Origin of the sequence: Fundicoccus sp. Sow4_H7 (assembly GCF_052115865.1) — a bacterium.
In the GTDB taxonomy this organism is placed as follows: Bacteria; Bacillota; Bacilli; order Lactobacillales; family Aerococcaceae; genus Fundicoccus_A.
In genome coordinates, this window is sequence record NZ_JBQKME010000004.1 from 153290 (window position 1) to 175809 (window position 22520).

Consider the following 22520-nt stretch of genomic DNA (forward strand, 5'->3'; position numbering starts at 1 on the left):
AGAAGTTAAATCTTCTGCCTTGTTTTTTTTATTATTTAAGTTGCTTAAGTGCTTCTTTAATTTCTGTATTTCCTTGTGTCACATTAAACGATTGACCAATTGTTTCTGGTGTATCAAGAGCCGTGACAATAATTTTTGCAACATCTGCACGAGTAATACGGTCAATATTAATGTCTTCAAATGATTCAATGGCAATTTTTCCTATGCCATTGTCATCTGTCAATATATTAGGTTTCACAATTGTATAATCCAAGTTACTGTTAATTAAGGCTCGATCTGCATAATGCTTTGCCACATAATAGGGAACAATAGACTCCCAACTTTCACGATTTTCAGCGCCAAAAGCACTTAAGAGAATAAAACGTTTGATACCATTTTGTGCAGCTGCTTCCATAGCTTTAACAGCTCCATCTAAATCAATTAATAGAGTCTTATCAGCACCAGTACTTCCTCCAGATCCAGCAGTAAAAATTACTGCATCAATATAAGTCATTAATTTTGCTAGAGTAGAGACCGAATCTTCTAAATTACCAAGACGCGTTTCAAATCCTTGCCCATTATATTTCTCTATTTGCTCTTCTTTACGTAAAAAGAGGACTGGATCATATGCTTTATTATTCTGAAGTTCTTGGCTGACTAGCTGCAAACTTTGCCATTTGCTCCAATAACTAAAACTTTCATCTCATCAATTCCTTTCTATACTTAAAATACCATAAGAATTAACACAGACAAAACTATCATCTTCACCATTGTTCGATGATTCACATGATAAAGATATTTGTGAATTGGTATTTTAACAAAAGTAAGTGCTTTCATTATGAAAACTGATGCTTTAAGCGTTTACTTGAAAATTAATGTGATTTTTATCACAAAAAAGCTTTACAAATCCTTGTGAATGTTTTAACATATACTTGTAAAACAAATAGAGGAGAGATCACATGACTTTACAAGAAAAAATAAATTTAACTATTGAAGTTCCTTCCACGGAAGAAATGATTGATTCACTTGTCACTAAAGCTCTAGAGGCATTAGATGATTATCAGAATTATGACCAAAAGCAAATTGATCATATTGTAGCAAAAGCTTCCATTGCTGCGCTCGACCAACATGGTAGTTTAGCTAAACATGCAATAGAAGAGACTGGTAGAGGAGTTTTTGAAGATAAAGCGACCAAAAACATCTTCGCTTGTGAACATGTGACCAACTATATGAAGAAACAAAAGACTGTGGGTATTATTTCTGAAGATGATGTGAGTGGCTTAATTGAAATTGCAGAACCTGTGGGTGTTGTTTGTGCAATTACACCAACGACTAACCCAACTTCTACTACCATTTTTAAATCTTTAGTTGCTCTAAAAACAAGAAATCCAATTGTTTTTGCTTTCCATCCATCTGCACAGCAATCCTCTGCTCATGCAGCTCAAGTTGTAAAAAATGCAGCAATCGCTGCAGGTGCACCAGAAAATTGTATCCAATGGATTGAGTATCCATCTATGGATGCTACTAGTCATTTAATGAATCATCCAGGTGTAGCAACTATTTTAGCTACAGGTGGTAATGCAATGGTTAAAGCGGCATATTCTTGTGGTAAACCAGCATTAGGAGTTGGAGCAGGGAATGTTCCAGCTTATATTGAAAAAACAGCAAATATTAAGCAAGCTGCAAGCGACCTTACATTAAGTAAATCTTTTGATAATGGTATGGTCTGTGCTTCAGAACAAGGAGTCATTGTTGACAAGGAAGTGTATGAAGCATTTAAAAATGAAATGCTTTCCTATCATGCTTTTGTAGTCAATGCAAAAGAAAAAGAAAAATTAGAAAAATTCTGTTTTGGTGTCACTGCATATAGTGAGAATGTTGCTGAAGCAAAACTAAATTCAAATATAGTTGGAAAATCTGCTGTATGGATTGCAGATCAAGCAGGGTTTAAAGTACCAGAAGGAACTAATATCTTAATTGTTGAAGTAGAAGAAGTTGGTGAAGTCGAACCAATGACTCGTGAAAAATTGTCTCCTATTTTAGCAATGGTAGAATCCTCATCAACTGCAGATGGAATCTCAAAAGCAGTACAAATGGTTAATTTCAATGGCTTAGGACACTCAGCTGCTATTCATACTGCAGACAATGAAATAGTTAAAGAATTTGCTAAACAAGTTAAAGCGATTCGGGTAATCTGGAATTCACCATCAACCTTCGGAGGGATAGGTGATGTGTATAATGCCTTTATTCCTTCATTAACACTAGGATGTGGTTCATACGGTGGAAACTCTGTAGGTGACAATGTCAGCGTCTTTAACTTATTGAATATTAAAAAGGTAGGGAGAAGACGTAACAATATGCAATGGTTTAAAGTGCCACCTAAAGTTTATTTTGAACGTAATTCAATTACATACTTGAAATCTATGCGTAATATTAGCCGTGTAATGATTGTCACAGATAAATCAATGGTAAAACTTGGCTTTACAAGTAAAATTATTCAACAATTAGAAGCTAGACCTAACGAGGTTATCTATCAAATCTTTAGTGACGTTGAGCCGGATCCTGATATTACAACAGTGAGACGTGGGGCGGAAGATATGAATGCTTTCCAACCTGATACAATTATTGCACTAGGTGGAGGTTCCGTAATGGATGCTGCAAAAGTAATGTGGCTATTTTATGAGCAACCTGAGATTGATTTTAAAGATTTAGTTCAAAAGTTTTTAGATATCCGTAAAAGAGCTGTTCGTTTCCCTGAGTTAGGTGAAAAAGCAAAATATGTAGGAATCCCAACTACCTCAGGAACTGGATCAGAAGTTACACCATTTGCTGTTATTTCGGATAAAAGTAAAAATATGAAATATCCTTTAGCAGACTATTCACTGGTACCAAATGTGGCTATCGTTGACCCAGTTCTAGTTGAAACAGTACCTACTTCAGTTGCTGCTGATACAGGAATGGATGTCTTAACTCACGCAATTGAAGCATATGTCTCAGTCATGGCAAGTGATTTTACTGATGGATTAGCGCTACAAGCTATTCAGTTAGTTTTTGATAATCTGGAAAAATCAGTCTTAGAACACGATTCTGAAGCAAGAGAAAAGATGCATAATGCTTCTACACTTGCTGGGATGGCTTTCGGTAATGCCTTTTTAGGAATCTGTCACTCAATGGCCCATAAAATAGGTGGCTTTTACGACACAGTTCATGGTAGAACTAATGCGATTCTATTACCCTTTGTCATTGAATATAATGGACAAAAACCGTCCAAACAAGCCAATTGGCCTAAATACAATTATTATCAAGCAGATGTAAGATACCAAACGATTGCCAAACAACTTGGCTTACCAGCAAAGACAGCTGAAGAAGGGGTGAAGTCATTAGCCAAGGCAGTTTTTGATTTAGGATGTCGCGTTGGTATCGAAATGAATCTAAAAGCACAAGGTGTCGATCAAATTGATTTAGAAAATCGAGCGACTGAAATTGCTTATCTCGCTTTTGAAGACCAATGTACCCCTGTTAATCCACGACTAGCCCTAGTCAGTGATATGGCTGAAATAATAAAGAAAGCATATGACGGTTATCAAGCGTAAAACCATTTAAATAAATATCACCTTAAAAAATAATTAAATAAAGAGTCACCTTTGTATCTTACTTCTAAAATTGGGTATAATTAACTTTAACAGTTTAGAAAGAAGAACGAGGTGATTTTTTTTATGAAAAAGCTGCTCTTAAGTATTATGGGGATTTTATCTTTCTTTGTATTTGCCAATTTTGCTTTGAACAAAAAATTAAAAATTGTTAATTACCGATACCACCATGAAAATATTAAAACCCCTGTTAAAATTGTTGTTTTAACGGATTTGCATAATAACCTATATGGAAAAAAACAAGAAGAACTTATTAAGCCAATAAAAGAAATCAATCCCGATTTAATTTTACTAGTTGGTGATTTATTTGAAGTTAACAATGGAACAGAAAATACGCGTTATTTACTTGAATGGGTTGGAGCAAATTATCCAAGTTATTTTGTAACGGGTAACCATGAGTATTACACTAAAGAAGTGAATACATTAAAAAATATTGTAGAAAGTTATCAGATTCAAGTTTTAGATGGTAAAGTTGATTTGCTTGAAATTGGTGATACACAATTACAAATTGGAGGAATCGATGATGGCAAGCACAGCAGTAATTATCCTTATCAATTACGACAACTTTCTGAAAGTTATGATTCAACCTTAGATAGTTACAATATCTTATTAAGTCATCGTCCAGAGATATTTAATGATTTTAAGGATTTACCGATAGATTTAATTTTGTCTGGCCATGCTCATGGTGGGCAAGTACGAATTCCTTTCATTTTAAATGGCTTATTTGCACCTGATCAAGGGTTTTTTCCTAAATATGCTGGTGGCGAATATCATTTAGGGGATAGGCAGTTGGTTGTGAGTCGTGGATTAATTTTTCAAAACCAACTTCCTAGAATTTTTAATCGGCCAGAATTGGTGACGATTGTACTTGGCGAGTAAATGAAAAAAACGTAGCTGTTTCAATAACAGCCACGTTTTAAATTTAACAAAACCATTGCTAAAAAAATATATGCTAAGAGGTTGAAATTATAATATGAAAGATTTTCGTAAAGGTATTAAACTTTTTAAAGAGAATGATTTTACAATCAACCATGAGCTTTATGAATCATTGAGTGATTCACAATCACCGCATACACTTTTTATTAGTTGTTCTGATTCAAGGGTCAGCCCTGAAAGACTGATGCAAGCTTATCCCGGTGAATTATTTCAGTTAAGAAATATCGCAAATATTGTACCACCATTTGATCATAGTTATGAAAATATTGAAGCAGCATCTGTTATTGAATTTGCACTAAAAGTACTAGAAGTGGATAATATCATCGTATGCGGTCATTCCAACTGTGGTGGGTGTGCTGCCGCAATAAATCCAGATTTTGATTCAGAATTGTTACCCTATACTGCAGACTGGATAACACAATTACATGATTTAAGTGCAGAAATCAATGATATTTATCCTGAAATTTCTCCAGACGATAAAGCAAAAAAATTGGAACAACTTAATGTTAAGCAACAATTATCAAATTTAATGACATTTCCTACAATTAGGCAAAAAGTAGAACAGGGGACACTGACTATAAATGGCTGGCACTACCATATTGGAACAGGTGAAATTTATATTTACAATTCACTGGGCCAAGATTTTGAATTAGGTTAATTTACTACTAAAGATTGGTTGGTTTTCTCTAAATAAAAATCAATGATAGGTTTGATATCAAGGACATATTGATTGATACCTTGGTATTCACCATTCTCGTCATACATGCCACGGTAATAGTGTACAACATATTCATCGTCATTACTGGTTGGCATGACGACTGGAACAACTTCTTGTGTACGGTTTCTAAGTGAATGAACTACCCAAGCCACATAATTATGAATCATTTCTGGATGTGAGCCTCCTAAAGGATCACCAATTTCTTCAATTGTCCGAGCTACGAGCATCTCTTCAGCATCCTTAGTTTTGTTAAAGTATAAAAACTGATTGTTGCTATCAACAAATGAAGATTCGAAAGGCATAGTTTTTAAAAAGTTATTTATTTGATTAACTGTTAGTATTCCACTGTCTAACTGGACATAGGTGTCACCGCTGACAGCATTTGTCATTTTAATAGCTTTTTCCAACCATTCTGGATCTTTTTTATCAATCTTTAAAGTTGTGTTAATTTCTCCACTGGCAGATAAATCTTCTAATTCAGCAGCTTCTTCAGGACTAACATCTCCAAAATCTCCATACATTTCTTCATCTAAAGGTCTTTCGGATGCACCACTTGTTACATCTTGCGAACTAGCTAATGTACGCATAATCATAGGTAACTTTTTAACACCATATGAAACTCCAATATATAATACAATACCTAATATTGCACCTAATAAAATATACTTAAAATTCTTCATAATATCTCCTTACGGTTAATTTTCACTTTATTTATTATATAAATAATATTTATATATTTCAACAGTGTTTATCTATAAATGTGAAAATTTTGCTTTAAGCATTGATTTTAAAACCGTTTTGATTTTATAATGGTATAATTGTTTGTAATAAATCATTGAATTGTATAAGTTAGTTTATTTTAGAAAGGGATGGATAGAGTGAAAAGATTTATTAATTCAAATATTCTAAAAATTGTTTTTTTATTTTCAATTTTATTTACAAATAATTACTTTGTAAAAGCGGAAAACCAGATAATTGATTCTAGTGGTTTTTCAATAACAACACAATTGCCTAAATCTGCACCTGAAGTAGGAAAAGGTGAATTGTATGTTGAAGTCAATGATAATAAACCTTATTTTACAAATAATGATTTGACAATAGCAGATCCATGGATTGAGTTTAGTCAATTGGATGACTATGGACGTACTGGTCCAGCCAATGCCGTTTTGAATGCAGATTTAATACCAGCAGAAAAGCGTGGGAATGTATCTAAAATTACTCCTAGTGGATGGCAGCAAGTTCAGTATGATGGACAGTATTTATATAATCGGAGTCATTTGCTTGGATTTCAATTAATTGGAGATGGCATTCCAGAACTTAACTTAATGACTGGAACACGTGAATTTAATGCGGATGGAATGGTACCTTTTGAGAATTTTGTGGCGATGGTTATCGAATCAGGATTAACCGTAAGATATCGTGTAACGCCATTTTATGAAGGTGGTAATGCATTAGCAAGTGGTATCTTCATGGAAGGATTTTCAATAGAGGATAATGGTGAAAGTTTATCATTTAACTTGTATATACCTAATAGACAGACTGGTATAGCCATCGATTATGGGACTGGTTTAAGTATAGAAGGGGATGCGATCACCCAAACGGATACAGGCCATGATTCTTATAGGCAAACCGAAACTGTTTTGCATTATTCTTTTAACCGAGATGGTAGCTTAAATAATAATCAAACAGTCAATCATTCAACTACTACATCCGAATCAATTGTCGAAAACAAAACAGCTACTGAAGAAAAATCATTGACTGCTCAATATATTGTGAATACAAATACGGGAAAATTTCATTACCATTATTGTTCCAGTGTGGATCAAATGGCTGAACATAACAAGATGCCTATGGATGATTATGACGCAATTATTAATATGGGGTATGTTCCATGTAAAAGATGTAATCCTTAAAAACAACATTTTGAAATTATTAAAAAGAATGACTAGCTGCTTTATTTTTATATTATGCTACTCATTTTTTGAAAGTTGAATAGTTATTTCATTGGGAAATAATTTAGTTAAAGCATTTTCTAAGTATTATTAAAGTTTTGCAATTATCGATTTTTTTATTTTGTAAGATATAGTTTATCTTCTATCTAAATTATCGATGGTATTTATTGGCTTAAATGTTTTGCTTTACTTACGTGTAAGTACTTTTATTTCTATGTTTGTAGAACAATATATTGCTGTCATAGGTTTACTAATTTTCTTTGTCAGTGGTGGTTTTGCTTTTGTTTCGCAAACATCATTTAATCTAAATTGGATATTACTATTTAATTATCTTAATACGATTTCTATTGTAACAGGTGAAAGTGCAATACTTAGTGAGATGCCAAATCTAAATGATTATGGGACTATTGTGTTATTAGTTTGAATTATATTTTTCGATATTTTGTGTCGAATTCGGACTAAGTATATGAAAGTGATTCAATAGAATGATAATATGCTACAAGCTTTTATGGATTGGCTTGTTGCATATTATTTTTATGCAGCTTAGTGAAGACTTTAAATAATTTATAGAATTAAAATAATATAATATATATTATGTAAACCCAAATTTGATAAATTAAAATAAACGATTAAATTAACGAAAGTTCATTAACTTAATTCGCTCTCTTCTCTCTTTTAAAGATAAAAGGTCTTTGCGTATCCTTTATCGCTCCACTCAATGATAATTAAAAAATTCATTGTGTATCATGGCAATAAAATAGCTGATATTGGCTTTCTTGGCGCATTATCTTTCACAGCATAGCAGGTAGTTTCTTCTACCGATAGTCCGCATTTCACCGACTGGCTTTTATTTACAATAGGTCTGCTAAGACCTGTTAGGTAATAATCGAAAATTACCATTCATTTGTCAATGAACAATTAAGAGAACATCCATTCGGCTCTCGTTAATGAAAGTTTACCAAATTGTTTACTATAAATCAAGTTAATATTGAATATTTTAGATAATTAAATATTGCTCTTAAAGCTTAGTGTTGCAAGATATTTCTCCTAATACTAAATGTTAACTAAATATATTAAATGTAAATTAAGCTTTAAATGTTCATTTGAGTGTTGAATTGTAACGTATGGGCAAAGAAACAGAATTTTATTTATATTTTATTTTTTTAATAAAATTTTTTGTTTCTAAGATCTCTCATATCACGCATTGCACCTGCATATTTCACAATGTCCTCAAGTAAGAAAATACGGTGCGCGCGATACTTTCCTTTACCATATTCATGCACTAATCTCAACGTCCCTCTATCAACCGCAGTGACTAATTGTCCGTTATGCACATCTGCCAAATGCGTGGCTTCTGTTTGATTAGTTGTATATTTGTTTAATAATACTTCCAGTGCTTGTATCTTTTCTTCCCTCTTGAACGATTCGAAGAGGTGTAATAGTTCCTCTACATTTTGTGATTTTTCCATTTTCATTATCTCCCACTCTGACTCTTAGTTTGTTTATCTCTAATTGTCCTTTTTGTAAAAAATTATCAGTTAGTGTGTTAAATCGAATTATCTGCTTGATATTGCCTATACCCATATAATTAGCAATATATATTTCTGGTATCCCTGCATTTAAACAATCTAGTACAAAACGATTTCGTAAATTCGTTGGATTTGTATAGATATCGTACCGCTTAAGTTTTTCAAAGACCTTTGTGATATGATGTTTTTTTATGGCTTTATTATTTTTATCTAATAAGAGAAATTCATTCATTGATTGGTATTTTTCTTCATAGTAATTAAAAAAACAGGTCCTGTCGTACTTGTATAAACTTATTTGTAGCTCTTTATTATTTTTAACAAATCTCACAGTAGAATTTTTAAGGTCTACATCACTCATTTTTAATTCAATTATATCTTTGGGTATCATTCCATGGTTCATTATTAATATTAGAATTATTTTTTCGTATTGATCAAACTTAGTTGAATTTTTAACTAACAAATCAATTTTATTGGTATGTTTTTTGCTTGTGCAGACTGGTAACTTATTATATTTAAGTGATTTAAAATAATATATACGTTGCAAATCTGGATTTATATTTTCAATTGAAAGATAGTTAAAAAATATTTTCATTGAAGATAATTCACTATTATACGAGCTTTTTGTTTTTTTATCCTTGATGTATTCTAAATAAGTATAGATGTCCTTAATTTTAACACTTTCGGTATCTAAAGATTGTTGAGATATAAAACGATTAAATTTTTGAGCATAATGCAAATGTGTAGTAATTGAATTACTACTATACCCTTTTTCTTGTAAGTATTCTGAATAATATTTCATAGAATTACACCTTCTCTTCTAACAACCATTCTATCATGTTTTCGCTTGCTTTTTAAATTGTAATAGAAAGACGAAACGTTATTAAATTAACATTTGAATTTTAGATATTGAGTTGTATTAAATCTATTCCGGTAGTTTCTAAAAAGAAATGTATAAGAAGATTTTATGGAACATGAACTAAGCTACTGATAATGAAAACATATTAAAGTAAATGGTTTAATCTTCAACCGAACAAGGAAAGAATAGTGCCCTATTGTAATTTCTTGTTTTCACGTATATATTAAATTTATTTAAAGGAGCTTTGATTTGACGTTTGGACTCTTGAGTAAGTTATTTTACGAAGCAATGGAAGAAACTTCATTTGAGGATTATTTAAAGGAAAACTATTGCTAACTTTAGATGGTGGTATTTCACTGGGAGCTTGCTGGAATTTTTATTTTCTTTATAGATAAAGATGAAAGTGCTAAACATGTTTATATTAGATATAAGCACACTCGTATAAAGTCTGTTTGTTTTTTGAAAATTAACTATAATGTTTTGCTATTTAACAAGTACATTTTGTATAAAATATAATAATAAGGAAGTAGAGAATATAAATGACCCTACTTTCTTATTTGTTAATGCTTTTTTTCATTACAATTCAACTAGCATAATCTTTTATATTTCAACTGACCCTCTACTTATGTGAAAAATATTACCGCAGTAACTTTTAATAATTCCGTCTCAATATCTGCGATTAGATTTAGAGACGTCTATCGCTGCTTATTGCATTGAAACGCTTCAAATAAATTCTGTCCTATTTCTTCCATGTACATACGCATTCACAGAATGTAAACATAATTTGAGTCCTTAAAAAAATTATTCAATATAATTGTGTTTAATAAGAAAAAAATCATTTAGCCATTTTCTGTCATTATAGTTTCTAGCAGACTTAAACAGTAAACGATCATATAAAACGCCCTTTAATAATCAAACTAAATGATGTTCGTGTTATGAAGTGTAAATATTTTTAAGTGAGATTTTATAAATTATTGCTGATATTGTTCTTATGTTTGTCATTAATTCGCAGATAGATTGATTGACTGATTATTTTTTAGGTTGATTCAATATATTGTGGAGATGTAAAGACTCAAACCTATAAATAGGCCGACTTGAGAGTGCGGAATAATCACTATTTAACACTTACAAAAAGCAGCTAACTTTTTTAATTGTTAACTGCTGTATTATTTTTAAATTCGCTTGAAGTGAAACTGAATTTTCGCCACTTTTGAAAAAAATGTTGTTTTCATCATCAATTTTAATTTACAAATGGAAATAAGCATGAAATTTCTTATTAGTTTCCTACCTGATAAGTGTTCTCAATTATATAATTTCACTTTTATATAACAATTCTATGTAAACTTTAATGGCTCTTCATTTATTTTGAGATAAAGTAACATATCCGTATTAATATCCAAAATATCAATGAAAGTATTACAATCAATAGTATTATTAATACCTATTTTAAAGGTAGCATTAGAAGAATAATTTATATCAAGATGATTTAAAGGATGAGTAAATTTCCATTCTCACGTTCCTTATCATAATCATACCTTAAGTATCCCGATTCAAATACTAGTAATTCCTTTAATATTTGCCATATTTGATCTTTGTTTGGTCTTGTGTCGAAACTAGATAATATTTGCATTATTTCAGAGTCTAAATCAAGCACTCCTTGATTGTTGGATATGTCGCTCTTAAAGAGCCATCTCATCGGACTTAAATGAACCACTTAAAACGCTCACTCTTGAGCCAGATAAATCGGGCCATTGAACCATTTTCATGGTTCTTTTTTATATTTAGTTACTAATAATTAATTCTATTCCCATTCTTCTCCTCAAGTCACGAAATGTTCCTATTCGTCACATTTCTGTTCTTGATACGCAGATGGGCCGTCAACAACTCTGCTTTCGCTTATCAGCTTAGCATTCGTTGGATGGACGTAGAATTAATCACTTGTGATTAATTCTACTCCCACTCAATAGTCCCTGGCGGCTTATCCAATTCTCCTTTTAAAATATATTTTGTTACAAAAATAGTATAACGGTAGATTGTTTAAATTCAGTAAATATCATGTAAATTTTACGTAAATATAACTAAATTTTATATCATAATTTAATACCTATTTTTTAAGACTCCTATAATAATGCACTTAGATTGATTTTAAATATGAAAGATTTTTCATATATTTCATCAAAAAAAGGGGCTGGGCAATAAGTCCCAACAACACTTAGACCAAACAATATAAATAACCATCTCAGTCGATTTCAAATTACTGTGATGGTTATTTTCATTTTATAGAGAATCTTTCTAGTATTACCCAATCTGAGTGATACCTTTTTTAAGGATGCCACTCAACTTTGTTAAATTCATGCTCATTAGAAGCAGTCCGAGATCATTTCTCACCCCGACTTCTCCTCTGACATGAACTCTACGCACACCAAAGTTACGCTTCATACGCCCGAAAACCGTCTCAACATCAATCTTACGTTGAGCGTATTTTCGTTTGCCTGAATCGCTTTCTAATGCTTCTTTTGCTTGGTTTTTGTAGAAGTCCCACACGGCATTGATACTGATTGTCCGTTGATGACCTGAAGGTGTCAGCACAAGGGTGTCTAGTTCTGGACTGGCTTGCGTTTTATCTGCTTTATACACTTTGAAATCCCGTGTAAAGCCTGATTTGTCGGTCCGTTGGCTGTGATGGCTAAAACTAAATTGGACACCATCATGATCAACGTAACAGTCTAACACTTCATCATAGGCACAATTGTGTCGTTTGGTTGGATCGTTTTTATAAGCTTTTGTTTGTTCTTTGCGGTACATGCCATGAGGAATTAACGCTTCTTTTTCTAACTCGTTCATTAGGTAAGCGTAATTTTCCTCACTTCCATACCCTGCATCAGCTACAATACTTTTGAATAAACTTAACGTTGGTAGCGACTCAAGAAAAGGCCGTAAGGTCCGAGAATCACCTGGATTCGGAAAAATTTCAAACCCAACTACATACTGATCATTGGTCGCAATTTGGAGATTATATCCCGGTTTCAATTCACGGTTTTTCATAGGATCTTCTTTCATGCACATAAAGGTCGCACTAGTGTCTGTTTTTGAGTAACTATTTCGACCTTGGAATGTTGCGTTCGCCTGCTCATAACGCTGCTTGCGAGGTAAGAAATTAGTCACAAGCTTTCTCAAATGTTTTTTGATTGTGCGACGCTCCCGTTTATTCGCAGAACCACCTTTAATGGCCTTTGCTTCTGCCTCAATCACTTCATCTAACGTTCCAATGCGTGCTTCAGCTGCTTGAATCATTTGATTCAAGGCTTGACTAGTATTTAATTCATCCTCAGCCATCGCTAAGGCAACCTTGCGTTCAATGAGTTCGTCATACAGTGCTTTGATATCTGCATCCAATTTCGCTTCATATTTTTCGACCGCTTTACGCCAAACAAAAGAATACTTATTGGCATCCGCTTCTACTTTAGTCCCATCTACAAATAAAGCCTCATCTTTCAAATAGCCATGTTCACTCAAAAGAAACGTGAAGTAGATAAATGTCTTTTGAACCAATAATGACGTTTCTGGCTGGACACGAAACGAATTAATCGAGCGATAACAGATATATTCATCGTGAGTTAACCACTTCATCGGAATCAACTCTTCATTCATTTGTACGATTTTACGGCCGCTGAAAGTGGCACGAGAATAAGCAAATAATAACATTTTGAGTAACATGCGCGGATGGTGAGCGGGACGACCTGTTAACGCAGGCGCATGAGTGAACTCTTCATCCGGGATTGAGTCAACAAATAGACTGATAAAACGCGCATCGTGAGTGAGCGGGATATCAAAATCAAGATTTAGTACTAACGAACAATCGGGTGTGTTATAATTTTTATACATGGAAGGTCCTCCTTTTTTTGGTCCCTATGGTTTTGTGGTTATTACTATTATACCACGGAGGCGCTTCCATTTTAATTTTAACTAATCAAAAAAACGGGTTTCTCACAGTGATTGTGGAAACCCGTTTTTCTATTTTAGAGAAGTTTTTGCCCAGCCCCTTGCAGAACACTAGAACATTGACATATACATTGAGGCAAAATAGAGACTAACTAATATTAAGAATATTCCGCCTACTTTTGTGGTAAAAATATAAAATTCACTCGGTTCTGCATCTTTAATCGTCAATCTCACTGAAAATCTTGATATTTCTTCAGCGAATTTAAAGACAAGAATCCCAATAATCAATAAAACAAAGACTCTCAAAGATGATAAGAGGATGGAGAAATTATTGTTGCGTATTTCGGCTTGATTCTCTTTAGCATTGGCATAAGCGACATTTAATACTCCATCCAGTATATCTGAATCTTGATCTTTAGCTACCACTTCATTATCCTTGATTTCATAAGCAATGGTTTCATTAGGACTGATAAATTCTTTAGTTAAGAAATTCAGTTTACCAGTCACATTGTTAATATCCTCATTGTTGTCAATGGTCATAATTGTATTAAGGAAGATGGTGTGGCTGATACTCTGTAGCCTCTCATACTCAGGAACACTCCCCGCTTGGCTTTGATTAATTCCTTCATATTTTTCTGCTTGTTCAAGAGCTACTTCATTTAAGGCTTCATAGCGGGTAGCGACAGGAACGGTGGGCCAAAAGGAATGAATCCAGGAACCTACTAAAGCAATCAATACCACTCCCAGTAATATGTAATACCATTTTTTCATATCTATTCCTCCTCTTCCTTAATAATTTCAAAGGATTCAAAGGATTCAAGGGTATATGAAGGTAACAAATTAATTCTAAATTTATCCAACCGAATCCCATTATTACGAATCAATCCTGTCAATTTATCCCCTATTTCAACTTCCTCTTTTATTAAATCCTCTGGTACTTGAATTAGGATTGAACTTCCTCTACTTCCTGTTTCAAAAATATAAAAGCCATTTTCTACATTAATTTCAACAATTTCACCCTGATAATTCCGAAAATCAAAATCTACACTATAGCTATTAGAAAAATTATCCATCACTCTTGAATAATAATCACTATAGATTAATGGTGTGACAAAATCTTCGTCTAAAATCGGTTCTTCAGACATGATTGATATATCATTTTCAACTTCCCCAATTAAATTTGTTTCATCATTTATTAAAGGCTCTAGCTTAGGATTTGCTAATGACTCTGTGTAGTTAGGAGCTTCACCCGCTGCTATTTCATCAGTCAAATCACGCCTTAAATATAGGACACCCTTTTTGAGACCTTCTTTTAATAGAGTAATATCTCCTAATTGAAAATCTTCATCCGTTTCTATCCATTGATCAAAAGCTGACTTGATTTCCTCTTGACTCAAACTACTATCTAATGTTTTAGTAAAAATTGAAAAATAATTAAATAAATCATCATACTTATAACCTTGCTTGAGAATTTCATCATAAAAGTTTAACTTATTGTTGGCCAACCTCAACTCGATTAAATGACGATCATCATAAATACCTGAGTACATATAGAGTTCAAAATCTCGTCCAGGATAAAAATAAGCGGTATTGGAATCATTACCATAGCTATATAGCCCCTTTGCATCTTGGAGATACTTATTGACCTTAAATAATTCTAAAAAGATACGATTGAGATATTCGCGATTAACAAGTGGATTTTCTATCTCCGGATAATCTTCACTAAATATATTGGGGATATCTTCAATTTCATAATCTATCATATTATGATCATAATCAACATCCCAATTACCATGCAATTCATTAATGATTAATTGATTTGCCTGATTATGGTATTCAATGGCCAGATTTGCTTGCTCCTCATTATACTGATTGATAATATCAGTACTAATTAATAAGTCATTTTCTTGTTCTTCTGGTAGACTCCAAGCGTAGTTTGGATAGATTTCGTCATCAATTTCATCACTCAAATCTCTTTCTACGGATATAGTACTCGTGTCACGAGTGACTTTAACTTCTCCGATTTGATAAGGAGCATCGGATTGAAAATTCTCTTTATAAGCCTGGTATATTTCATCCGCCGTAAGAGAGTTATCTAAGGTCTTAACGACTCTACCTAACAAATCAAATTCATCATTAGAACCTAAGGGTAATCTAGAATTTCTGAAGGTAATTTTAAGTGCTTGACCTTGATTATTATCGGTAGATTCGAAGGTCCAAGCTTGATTATCACGATCAAAGATAATAAACCTTCCTTCGTCAAGATCAGATACGTCATAATACTCATTCTTAACTAAAGGAGGATCAAAATTATACTCACTAATATAGTTTATTTCAGACCGTAGTTCTTCATAAGCACGATTTATCCAAGCGGATTCAGTCATAACTTCTTCTTCTCCTGAATAATCTTCAGAATAAATATCCTCAGGTTCAAAGATTTTAACTAATACTTTAAATAGATCTTCTTCTACGGATTCTATTTCAAATGCCTTAATATTTATTGGAGATATTAACAATACAAATATGAATACGGTAATCCAGCTCATTCTCTTAAACATGACTTCCCCCCCTAAAAATGGTATTATATAATTTAATTATAGTTTAACATTTCAAAATTTAATTCACAATTTATTAGGTTTTATCTATGTATAGACAATAGAAAAATAAAATAAATAAAAAAAGTCTGTTGAATTCAACAGACTTATTCTAGCAAATAATATTCAATTAATTACCTAAATCTTCGCCATTACTTTCAATGACTTTTTTGTACCAATAGAAGGAATCTTTACGCGAACGTTGTAAAGTCCCCTTGCCTTCATTGTCGCGGTCCACATAGATGAAACCATAACGTTTAGACATTTCTCCCGTACCAGCTGATACTAGGTCAATACATCCCCAAACTGTGTAACCCATAAGTGGAATACCATCTTCTTCTACAGCAACTTTAAAGGATTCAATATGCTGTCTTAAATAATCAATACGATAAGGATCATGAATGGACCCATCTTCTTCAACTTGGTCAATAGCTCCTAATCCATTTTCTACAATAAAGAGAGGTTTTTGGTAACGATCATAGAGGGTATTCATTGTCGTTCTAAGACCTAATGGGTCAATAGCCCAACCCCATTCAGATTTCTCTAGATAAGGATTGACCGCCCCTTTAAAGGCATTCCCTTGAGTCATCGGCACATCTGTATTAGCAGGGTCCACTGAGGTCCGGGTTGAATAATAGCTGAAGGAAATATAATCTACGGTATTTTCCTTTAGTAAGACCTTATCTTCTTCAGTTAAACCAATATCAATTTGGTCTCGTTCAAAGCGTTTCAGAGCCCAAACTGGATACTCACCACGAGATTGGACATCGATGAAGAAGAAGTTATTTTGATTATCGATTTGAGCTTGACGTTGGTCTTTAGGATTGGCACTGTAGGCATAGTAGTCTCCTGCCGCAATCATACAGCCCATTTGAGCTTGAGGATCAATTTCCCGGAGTCGTTTAGTGGCTAAAGCGCTAGCTAACAACTCATGGTGAGCAGCTTGGAACATAACTGTATCCCGGTCTTCCCCTTCTTCAATATAGAGACCTGCTCCCATAAATGGTAAGTGAAGAATCATATTGATTTCGTTAACTGAAATCCAATACTTTACTTTGCCTTTGAATCGTTCAAAGAGGGTCACAGCTAATTTCTCATAAAGCTCAACCATTTCACGACTCTTCCAAGAACCATATTCATCGACTAAATATTTTGGAACATCGAAATGGTTAATGGTTACTACAGGTTCAATACCATATTTAAGTAATTCATCAATGACATTTTCGTAGAAAGCTAAACCAGCTTCGTTAGGCTCAGCCTCAATACCATTTGGATAAATTCTTGCCCAGGCAATAGAGAAACGGTAGCATTTAAAGCCCATTTCAGCAAATAGGGTTATATCCTCTTTGTAATGGTGATAGAAATCAATGGCTTCATGACTTGGGTAATATTGGCCTTCAGGTACATCGCTATAGTGTCGGTTTCCTGCAGAAATAGGACGTCTAAACTCTCCATGAGGTATTAAATCAACATTGGTTAAACCTTTACCATCCGCTAAATAGCCACCTTCCACTTGGTTAGCAGCTGTCGCTCCACCCCATAAGAAATTTGCATCTAAGGTCATTTCAAGTCCTCCTTAATTATTTGACTGAAGTAAAAAGATAATCTCCTGCCTTAATTATATCATCTGTCGTAAAAATCACATCTGTATAGTCTCCAGATTTAGTTACAATGACAGGTACAACTGAAGATTTTCCAGCCGCTTCAATTGTCGCAATATCAAATTGGATGAGAACTTGACCTGCCTGAACAGTATCGCCATTTTCCACTAATTTAGTAAAGCCTTGGCCATTCATTTCCACAGTATCAATCCCAATATGAATTAGAATTTCAGTTCCTAAATCAGTAGTAATACCAATAGCATGGCCAGTATCAAATAAGGCTGTGACTTTTCCGTTAGCAGGTGCCTTAACAAGGCCTTCACTCGGTTTAATCGTAATTCCTTTACCTAGAGCCCCACTTGAGAATACAGCGTCAGGGGTTTCGCTTAATGGCATAAGTTCTCCAGATAGAGGACTGGCAATAATTTCTTCATCTTCTGCAACTACAGGAACTGGAGTCACATCATTAGTATCATTAACTATCACATCATCAGCAACCGCCTCAGTCGCTTTATCTAATCTTTCCACAGGGAATAACATTTGTAGAACAAAAGCCACTAGGGTAGCAATAGCAAAACCAATTAAGAAATTCCAGAAATTGGCACCTAAAGTTCCATCTGGATCGATTCCTCTAAACATTGAGAAAATTCCTAAACCACCAGTACGGTAAGAAACTGTATTTGTGTAACCAATGTAAGCTCCCGCAATAGCATTAGCAATAATTGCGTAAATGAATGACCGTCTTAGAGGTAACATCAAACCATAAACTGCCGGTTCAGAAATACCAAATAGAGCTGAGAATGAAGCCGGGATAGCAATTTGTTTCACTTTGTCTTCTTTAGATTTAATAATCAGAGCCAGTAAAACCCCTAAAATACCAAAGGTTGACATCATAGTTGTTGCACTCACTGGTTCAAAACCTTGTTCAGCTAAGAGTAAGAACTGAATAGGAATAATTCCCCAGTGTAAACCAAAGATAACTAAAATTTGCCAGATAGCTGCTAAGAGAGTACCGAATAAGATAGGACTGATATCATAAATACCAACAAAGAACTCTCCAATAATAGCCGATAAGAAGTTAGCAATTGGACCAATGATTAATAAGGCAATTGGGAATGCAATCAAAACGGTAAAGAATGGCGTTAAGAAAGATCTCAAAATCTTAGGTAATCGTTGGCTAAACCATTTTTCTAGCTTAGAACCAAACCAAACTGAAGCGATAATCGGAATAATTGAGGCATAGTAACCACTTCTCGGTAATATTACGGGTAAACCTAACATAGATAATTGAACATTGGATTCAAATGGAGTTCCCGCAAATAAAGTATAGAGAACCTCACGATTATTGATAGTGCCTAAGCTGGTAGTGTCAAATATTTTGTGTAACCTACATATTAAGATTGTAATATAATTAATAACTATTTATTGAATTTCACCTTGCCTTTTAGATGAATTATCATAACGACCAGTGAACTTGTACTTCCTCTCAACAAGATAATTCATCTAAAAGGCAAGGCCAGCAACCGAAGGGCGCTAGTTAAGCCTCACATGATACTTGAGGATTTTTCTGTTCCTCTTCTTAAGTTGAATTCATTAACCGGCCTTTTGAGATCTATCAGCAGTTGAAGTTCAAATGCAACCTTCCCAAAGCCTTTATGAATACGATTTGCGAACTTGGCATTATATTCTATGACATAACAATAGACTGTCTTTTCTAGGGACGCCTCATGTGGAAATTGTTCTTTAATTTTCGTTCGCTTCTTCAATTGCTTATTAAAGGCCTCGGATAGATTGTTTGTATAAAGTGATGGCCATATCTCTTTGGGAAAATGCATGAACGAGAAAAGGTTCTTTTTATGATAGAATCACAAATTAGTTCAAATAATTATTTGGCGAATAAAAGTTTGATTTTGTTTATCTTTGGAGTGAAATCAACAAAGTTGATAGCCAGCATAACCATTTTATCTACAGAAAGATCATCATCATCTAAAAAATACAGGAGCTATGGATTATCTAATTCTTCTCTCAAGCTGATCTAAATGATAAGCTAACCAAATTATCTAAAAAGAATTACTAAACTAGATGTACTAGTTATTGATGACTTTCTTTTAACACTAACAACTGAATTTAAACAAAAATATTTAATGGAAGTCTTTGAATTGAGAAGCAGAGATCGCTCACTAATTATATCATCTCAAATGGAAACGGGAGAATGGCATAAAAAACTTGGTGACGGAGCAATCGCTGATGCAATACTTGATCGTGCAGTTTCTAATTCTTATCATATATTTATCCATGGAGAGTCACTTAGAATAAAAAATGGCTCAGCAACAACCGACTAGTCCGGTTCAAAAAAACGCGATTTGCCTGGTTCAGGTAATCGCGTTTGTATGGTCTTATGGGAACGCTATATGCAATTGTCATTTTCATAAAAAATTTCTTCAAATACTGACTTTAAAATAGTAAGGTTTAGAGCATTTATTTCTAAATCAGTGATAGAATCATATATTACAGGATTTTTTTCTCCCACTTTAACTTCAACATTAAAAGGGAAATTAAAAGAGAAAATTTTATTTTCGATTACAAAAAATAACCTCTTCATCTTATCAACTCTTAGGATGATATAGTTATTAGTCGGTACATCTAGCATATCACCATTTAATATCAAGGGTATTGCTTCTAATATTAGTCTTATGATATGGTTTTTAGTTCTGATTGGTTCGGATGCAATTTCTGTGAATCTTTTTGTCATATTTACCGTAATTTTTTTCATAATAGTACCCTAAATTAATTCAATGTTTTTACTTATTACTTCATTAATTTTATCTATATCTACGCTATCTGACAACATAACATTAACTAGCCTATGAATTTGGTCTTTAATTTTAGGATTTTCAATTTGGTATGACTGTTGTAAAATTTCTTCAACAATTTCAAACTGAGATTTATTTATATTAGCTTCGAGCATTAATTTAGACTTATCCATTATCTCATTATGTTTGGGTTTTCTAACTTTAAGTTTTCCAGTATCATTTAATTCTTGTGCCGCATTTTCAATTTTTAAATTAAGAGGACCATTTTCTTCTGAAAGTATTAAATAGCTAGTAATAAATGACCTTGTGAGCATCATATACAATGAATTTCTAATAGTTGTATTACTATTCAGTGCCGTGGTTGTTAAACAAATAATGAAAGGGAATTCTAAACCTTTTATATTATTTCGATTACTTATAAACAAAGCATCTTTTGTTTTTTCTTTTACTTCGTACCCCTTAATGGCTTTCCAACCAAACAATTGTTCTACCCTTATAATCAATTGTTCTGCTAGATTGTAGTTCGAGTTACTATTTTCAAGAAATACTATGCCAATATCCCCTGGTTCAACAGTAGGATTTTTTTCTAGAATATTTTGTATAGCCCATAAAACCTTTTCTAAATAGTTAATATCTTTAGCAATACAAACTTTAAGGCTAGTAATATCTTCACTAATGTTTTCAAATCTTCTTAATGGCTCTCTTGAAAAGGTGTAATAATCCTCTTCTTTTTCAATCGTATATCCACAAGCTCGCCATTCTTGATCACTTAACCACCTAACTACTGGTCGTTCTAAAAGTCCAAATCCGATAGCATGAGCGAACATCAAGGTTTTGGGGTCTGTCCTATAAACCCTATTTAAAAGAAAATCAGGCTTAATTTCAGTATCTTCATTATAATAATAAATACTTTGAAATATATCGCCAGCAATATAAACCTGATTTTTTGTAACTTTCTCACATAATTCAAAAAAAGCTTCATTAAAATCTTGACTTTCATCAATTAAAATGTAATCAAAAAACGGCTCAAACGTCCCTTCCAATTCAAGTTGATTTAGCATTTCCAACGCGTTTTTACAAACTTTTTCAAAAGATACTGACCAGCTATATCTTTGAAAGGGAATATGATAATGACTACAAATAAAACTATATAAACCTGAATTTTTGTCTGCTTTAGAACCCCAACTACGTTCCACCCAAAGACGCTCGCTCCACTTAATTTGCTCTTCAACTTTCATAAAGTCAAAGAAATTAGGGATTCGTTCTTTTAAATTTTGTGCCAAAATCTTACTAAAACATGTAAAAAATATTTTCGAATTTTCTTCATTAATGTAAATATCCTTCAATTTGTGCAAAAGCAACTCGGTTTTCCCCGTCCCTGCCAAACCTTGAATTGTTATTATTTTTTTATCTGGTTGTTTATAAATAAACCTTGTTTGTTCACCGTCAAACAAAATAATATTTTTCTTTATTTGCTCTAACGAATTCGTAGGAAACGCACCATCGACACGATCAATATCATTTATACTCCCGGTTAATAAAGATATTAAAAGTTCTCCTTTACGTGCATCCATTTTAGATAGAGAATTACCTTGTATTACTGAGATAATATCATCATTATTTCGAAATTCAATTTCTTCTATAAGTTTATCTTTCCATTTTCTCGGTCTTCCTAAAAAACTTCTGTAATTATATTTATCTGAAATAATCCCAAGGTCTTCAATGAAGTCATCCGAAAAGTCCTGAAATGCGTCAGTGTCATTGCCGATATTAATTATTAATAATTTGTATTTCGGAATAAGAACTACTATTGCTTCTTTGTAAGAGTATTTGTATTTTCTTTCACCCACAGGTTTATTTATTACATACACTTGTGTTTTCTCTTGCTCGGAGAACCTTTCAAGCTCTTGAATTATCGAACATACTTTAGGATTATTTTTTTATCTATAT

Annotated in this window: 17 protein-coding genes and 1 pseudogene; 6 read left to right on the forward strand and 12 right to left on the reverse strand. The window is 33.1% G+C overall.

The genetic code is table 11. From position 1 onward, the window contains the following. Positions 1-31: 31 nt before the first annotated feature. Positions 32-646 carry an SDR family oxidoreductase gene (locus tag ACTQ54_RS05875; protein WP_441755211.1) on the reverse strand — a complete coding sequence of 205 codons (615 nt, stop codon included), beginning with the start codon at positions 644-646 and terminating at the stop codon, positions 32-34. Between the two features lie 346 nt (positions 647-992). Between ACTQ54_RS05875 and adhE the strand changes: the two genes are divergently transcribed. From adhE to ACTQ54_RS05890, 3 genes are all read left to right on the forward strand, one after another. Continuing rightward, entirely contained in the window at positions 993-3572 is a 2580-nt protein-coding gene (adhE, locus tag ACTQ54_RS05880; RefSeq protein ID WP_441755257.1) for a bifunctional acetaldehyde-CoA/alcohol dehydrogenase, read from the forward strand. A 123-nt stretch (positions 3573-3695) separates the two neighbouring features. Next, a complete protein-coding gene (locus ACTQ54_RS05885; RefSeq protein WP_441755212.1) occupies positions 3696-4508 on the forward strand; it encodes a metallophosphoesterase in 813 nt (270 codons plus the stop codon). A 94-nt stretch (positions 4509-4602) separates the two neighbouring features. After that, positions 4603-5223: a carbonic anhydrase gene (locus ACTQ54_RS05890; protein ID WP_441755213.1), complete on the forward strand. Its 621-nt coding sequence runs from the start codon at positions 4603-4605 to the stop codon at positions 5221-5223. Here ACTQ54_RS05890 and ACTQ54_RS05895 read toward each other — a convergent pair. Beyond that, complete coding sequence (locus ACTQ54_RS05895) at positions 5220-5963, reverse strand: PAS domain-containing protein (RefSeq protein ID WP_441755214.1); 744 nt, start codon at positions 5961-5963, stop codon at positions 5220-5222. The genes ACTQ54_RS05890 and ACTQ54_RS05895 overlap by 4 nt on opposite strands. Positions 5964-6161: 198 nt before the next feature. Here ACTQ54_RS05895 and ACTQ54_RS05900 point away from each other — a divergent pair, with 198 nt between their 5' ends. Beyond that, positions 6162-7196: a DNA/RNA non-specific endonuclease gene (locus ACTQ54_RS05900; RefSeq protein ID WP_441755215.1), complete on the forward strand. Its 1035-nt coding sequence runs from the start codon at positions 6162-6164 to the stop codon at positions 7194-7196. A 196-nt stretch (positions 7197-7392) separates the two neighbouring features. Next, a complete protein-coding gene (locus tag ACTQ54_RS05905; RefSeq protein WP_441755216.1) occupies positions 7393-7659 on the forward strand; it encodes a hypothetical protein in 267 nt (88 codons plus the stop codon). Between the two features lie 739 nt (positions 7660-8398). Here ACTQ54_RS05905 and ACTQ54_RS05910 read toward each other — a convergent pair. From ACTQ54_RS05910 to ACTQ54_RS05945, 8 genes and pseudogenes are all read right to left on the reverse strand, one after another. Continuing rightward, on the reverse strand, positions 8399-8578 hold the full coding sequence (locus ACTQ54_RS05910; protein WP_441755217.1) for a hypothetical protein: 180 nt from the start codon (positions 8576-8578) through the stop codon (positions 8399-8401). Positions 8579-8597: 19 nt separating this feature from the next. After that, complete coding sequence (locus ACTQ54_RS05915; protein WP_441755218.1) at positions 8598-9563, reverse strand: tyrosine-type recombinase/integrase; 966 nt, start codon at positions 9561-9563, stop codon at positions 8598-8600. A gap of 2355 nt (positions 9564-11918) precedes the next feature. Then, the gene (locus tag ACTQ54_RS05920; RefSeq protein WP_441755219.1) at positions 11919-13505 is read right to left on the reverse strand and encodes an IS1182 family transposase; all 1587 of its coding nucleotides are present in this window, start codon (positions 13503-13505) and stop codon (positions 11919-11921) included. Between the two features lie 168 nt (positions 13506-13673). Further along, on the reverse strand, positions 13674-14333 hold the full coding sequence (locus tag ACTQ54_RS05925; protein ID WP_078755731.1) for a hypothetical protein: 660 nt from the start codon (positions 14331-14333) through the stop codon (positions 13674-13676). Positions 14334-14335: 2 nt separating this feature from the next. After that, positions 14336-16120, reverse strand: a complete 1785-nt coding sequence (locus ACTQ54_RS05930) for a hypothetical protein (protein ID WP_441755220.1) — start codon at positions 16118-16120, stop codon at positions 14336-14338. Positions 16121-16286: 166 nt separating this feature from the next. Beyond that, the gene (locus tag ACTQ54_RS05935) at positions 16287-17720 is read right to left on the reverse strand and encodes a 6-phospho-beta-glucosidase (protein WP_441755221.1); all 1434 of its coding nucleotides are present in this window, start codon (positions 17718-17720) and stop codon (positions 16287-16289) included. Between the two features lie 16 nt (positions 17721-17736). Next, on the reverse strand, positions 17737-19179 hold the full coding sequence (locus ACTQ54_RS05940) for a glucose PTS transporter subunit IIA (RefSeq protein WP_441755258.1): 1443 nt from the start codon (positions 19177-19179) through the stop codon (positions 17737-17739). A 122-nt stretch (positions 19180-19301) separates the two neighbouring features. Then, positions 19302-19598, reverse strand: a pseudogene (locus ACTQ54_RS05945) (transposase); the annotation flags it as partial. A gap of 228 nt (positions 19599-19826) precedes the next feature. On the opposite strand from ACTQ54_RS05945, the gene ACTQ54_RS05950 reads away from it, so the two are divergent. Next, entirely contained in the window at positions 19827-20099 is a 273-nt protein-coding gene (locus tag ACTQ54_RS05950; RefSeq protein WP_441755259.1) for an ATP-binding protein, read from the forward strand. A gap of 65 nt (positions 20100-20164) precedes the next feature. Here ACTQ54_RS05950 and ACTQ54_RS05955 read toward each other — a convergent pair whose 3' ends face one another. Continuing rightward, positions 20165-20530, reverse strand: a complete 366-nt coding sequence (locus tag ACTQ54_RS05955) for a hypothetical protein (protein WP_441755222.1) — start codon at positions 20528-20530, stop codon at positions 20165-20167. A gap of 9 nt (positions 20531-20539) precedes the next feature. Beyond that, positions 20540-22441: a DEAD/DEAH box helicase gene (locus ACTQ54_RS05960; RefSeq protein WP_441755223.1), complete on the reverse strand. Its 1902-nt coding sequence runs from the start codon at positions 22439-22441 to the stop codon at positions 20540-20542. Positions 22442-22520 lie beyond the last annotated feature (79 nt).

Bases quoted from the DNA above. Each gene is read 5' to 3' on its own strand.
- ACTQ54_RS05890 (WP_441755213.1), top strand. From the start codon at position 4,603: ATGAAAGATTTTCGTAAAGGTATTAAACTTTTTAAAGAGAATGATTTT.
- ACTQ54_RS05905 (WP_441755216.1), top strand. From the start codon at position 7,393: ATGGTATTTATTGGCTTAAATGTTTTGCTTTACTTACGTGTAAGTACT.
- ACTQ54_RS05920 (WP_441755219.1), bottom strand. From the start codon at position 13,505: ATGTATAAAAATTATAACACACCCGATTGTTCGTTAGTACTAAATCTT.
- ACTQ54_RS05930 (WP_441755220.1), bottom strand. From the start codon at position 16,120: ATGTTTAAGAGAATGAGCTGGATTACCGTATTCATATTTGTATTGTTA.
- ACTQ54_RS05955 (WP_441755222.1), bottom strand. From the start codon at position 20,530: ATGAAAAAAATTACGGTAAATATGACAAAAAGATTCACAGAAATTGCA.
- ACTQ54_RS05895 (WP_441755214.1), bottom strand. From the start codon at position 5,963: ATGAAGAATTTTAAGTATATTTTATTAGGTGCAATATTAGGTATTGTA.
- adhE (WP_441755257.1), top strand. From the start codon at position 993: ATGATTGATTCACTTGTCACTAAAGCTCTAGAGGCATTAGATGATTAT.
- ACTQ54_RS05935 (WP_441755221.1), bottom strand. From the start codon at position 17,720: ATGACCTTAGATGCAAATTTCTTATGGGGTGGAGCGACAGCTGCTAAC.
- ACTQ54_RS05925 (WP_078755731.1), bottom strand. From the start codon at position 14,333: ATGAAAAAATGGTATTACATATTACTGGGAGTGGTATTGATTGCTTTA.
- ACTQ54_RS05885 (WP_441755212.1), top strand. From the start codon at position 3,696: ATGAAAAAGCTGCTCTTAAGTATTATGGGGATTTTATCTTTCTTTGTA.
- ACTQ54_RS05915 (WP_441755218.1), bottom strand. From the start codon at position 9,563: ATGAAATATTATTCAGAATACTTACAAGAAAAAGGGTATAGTAGTAAT.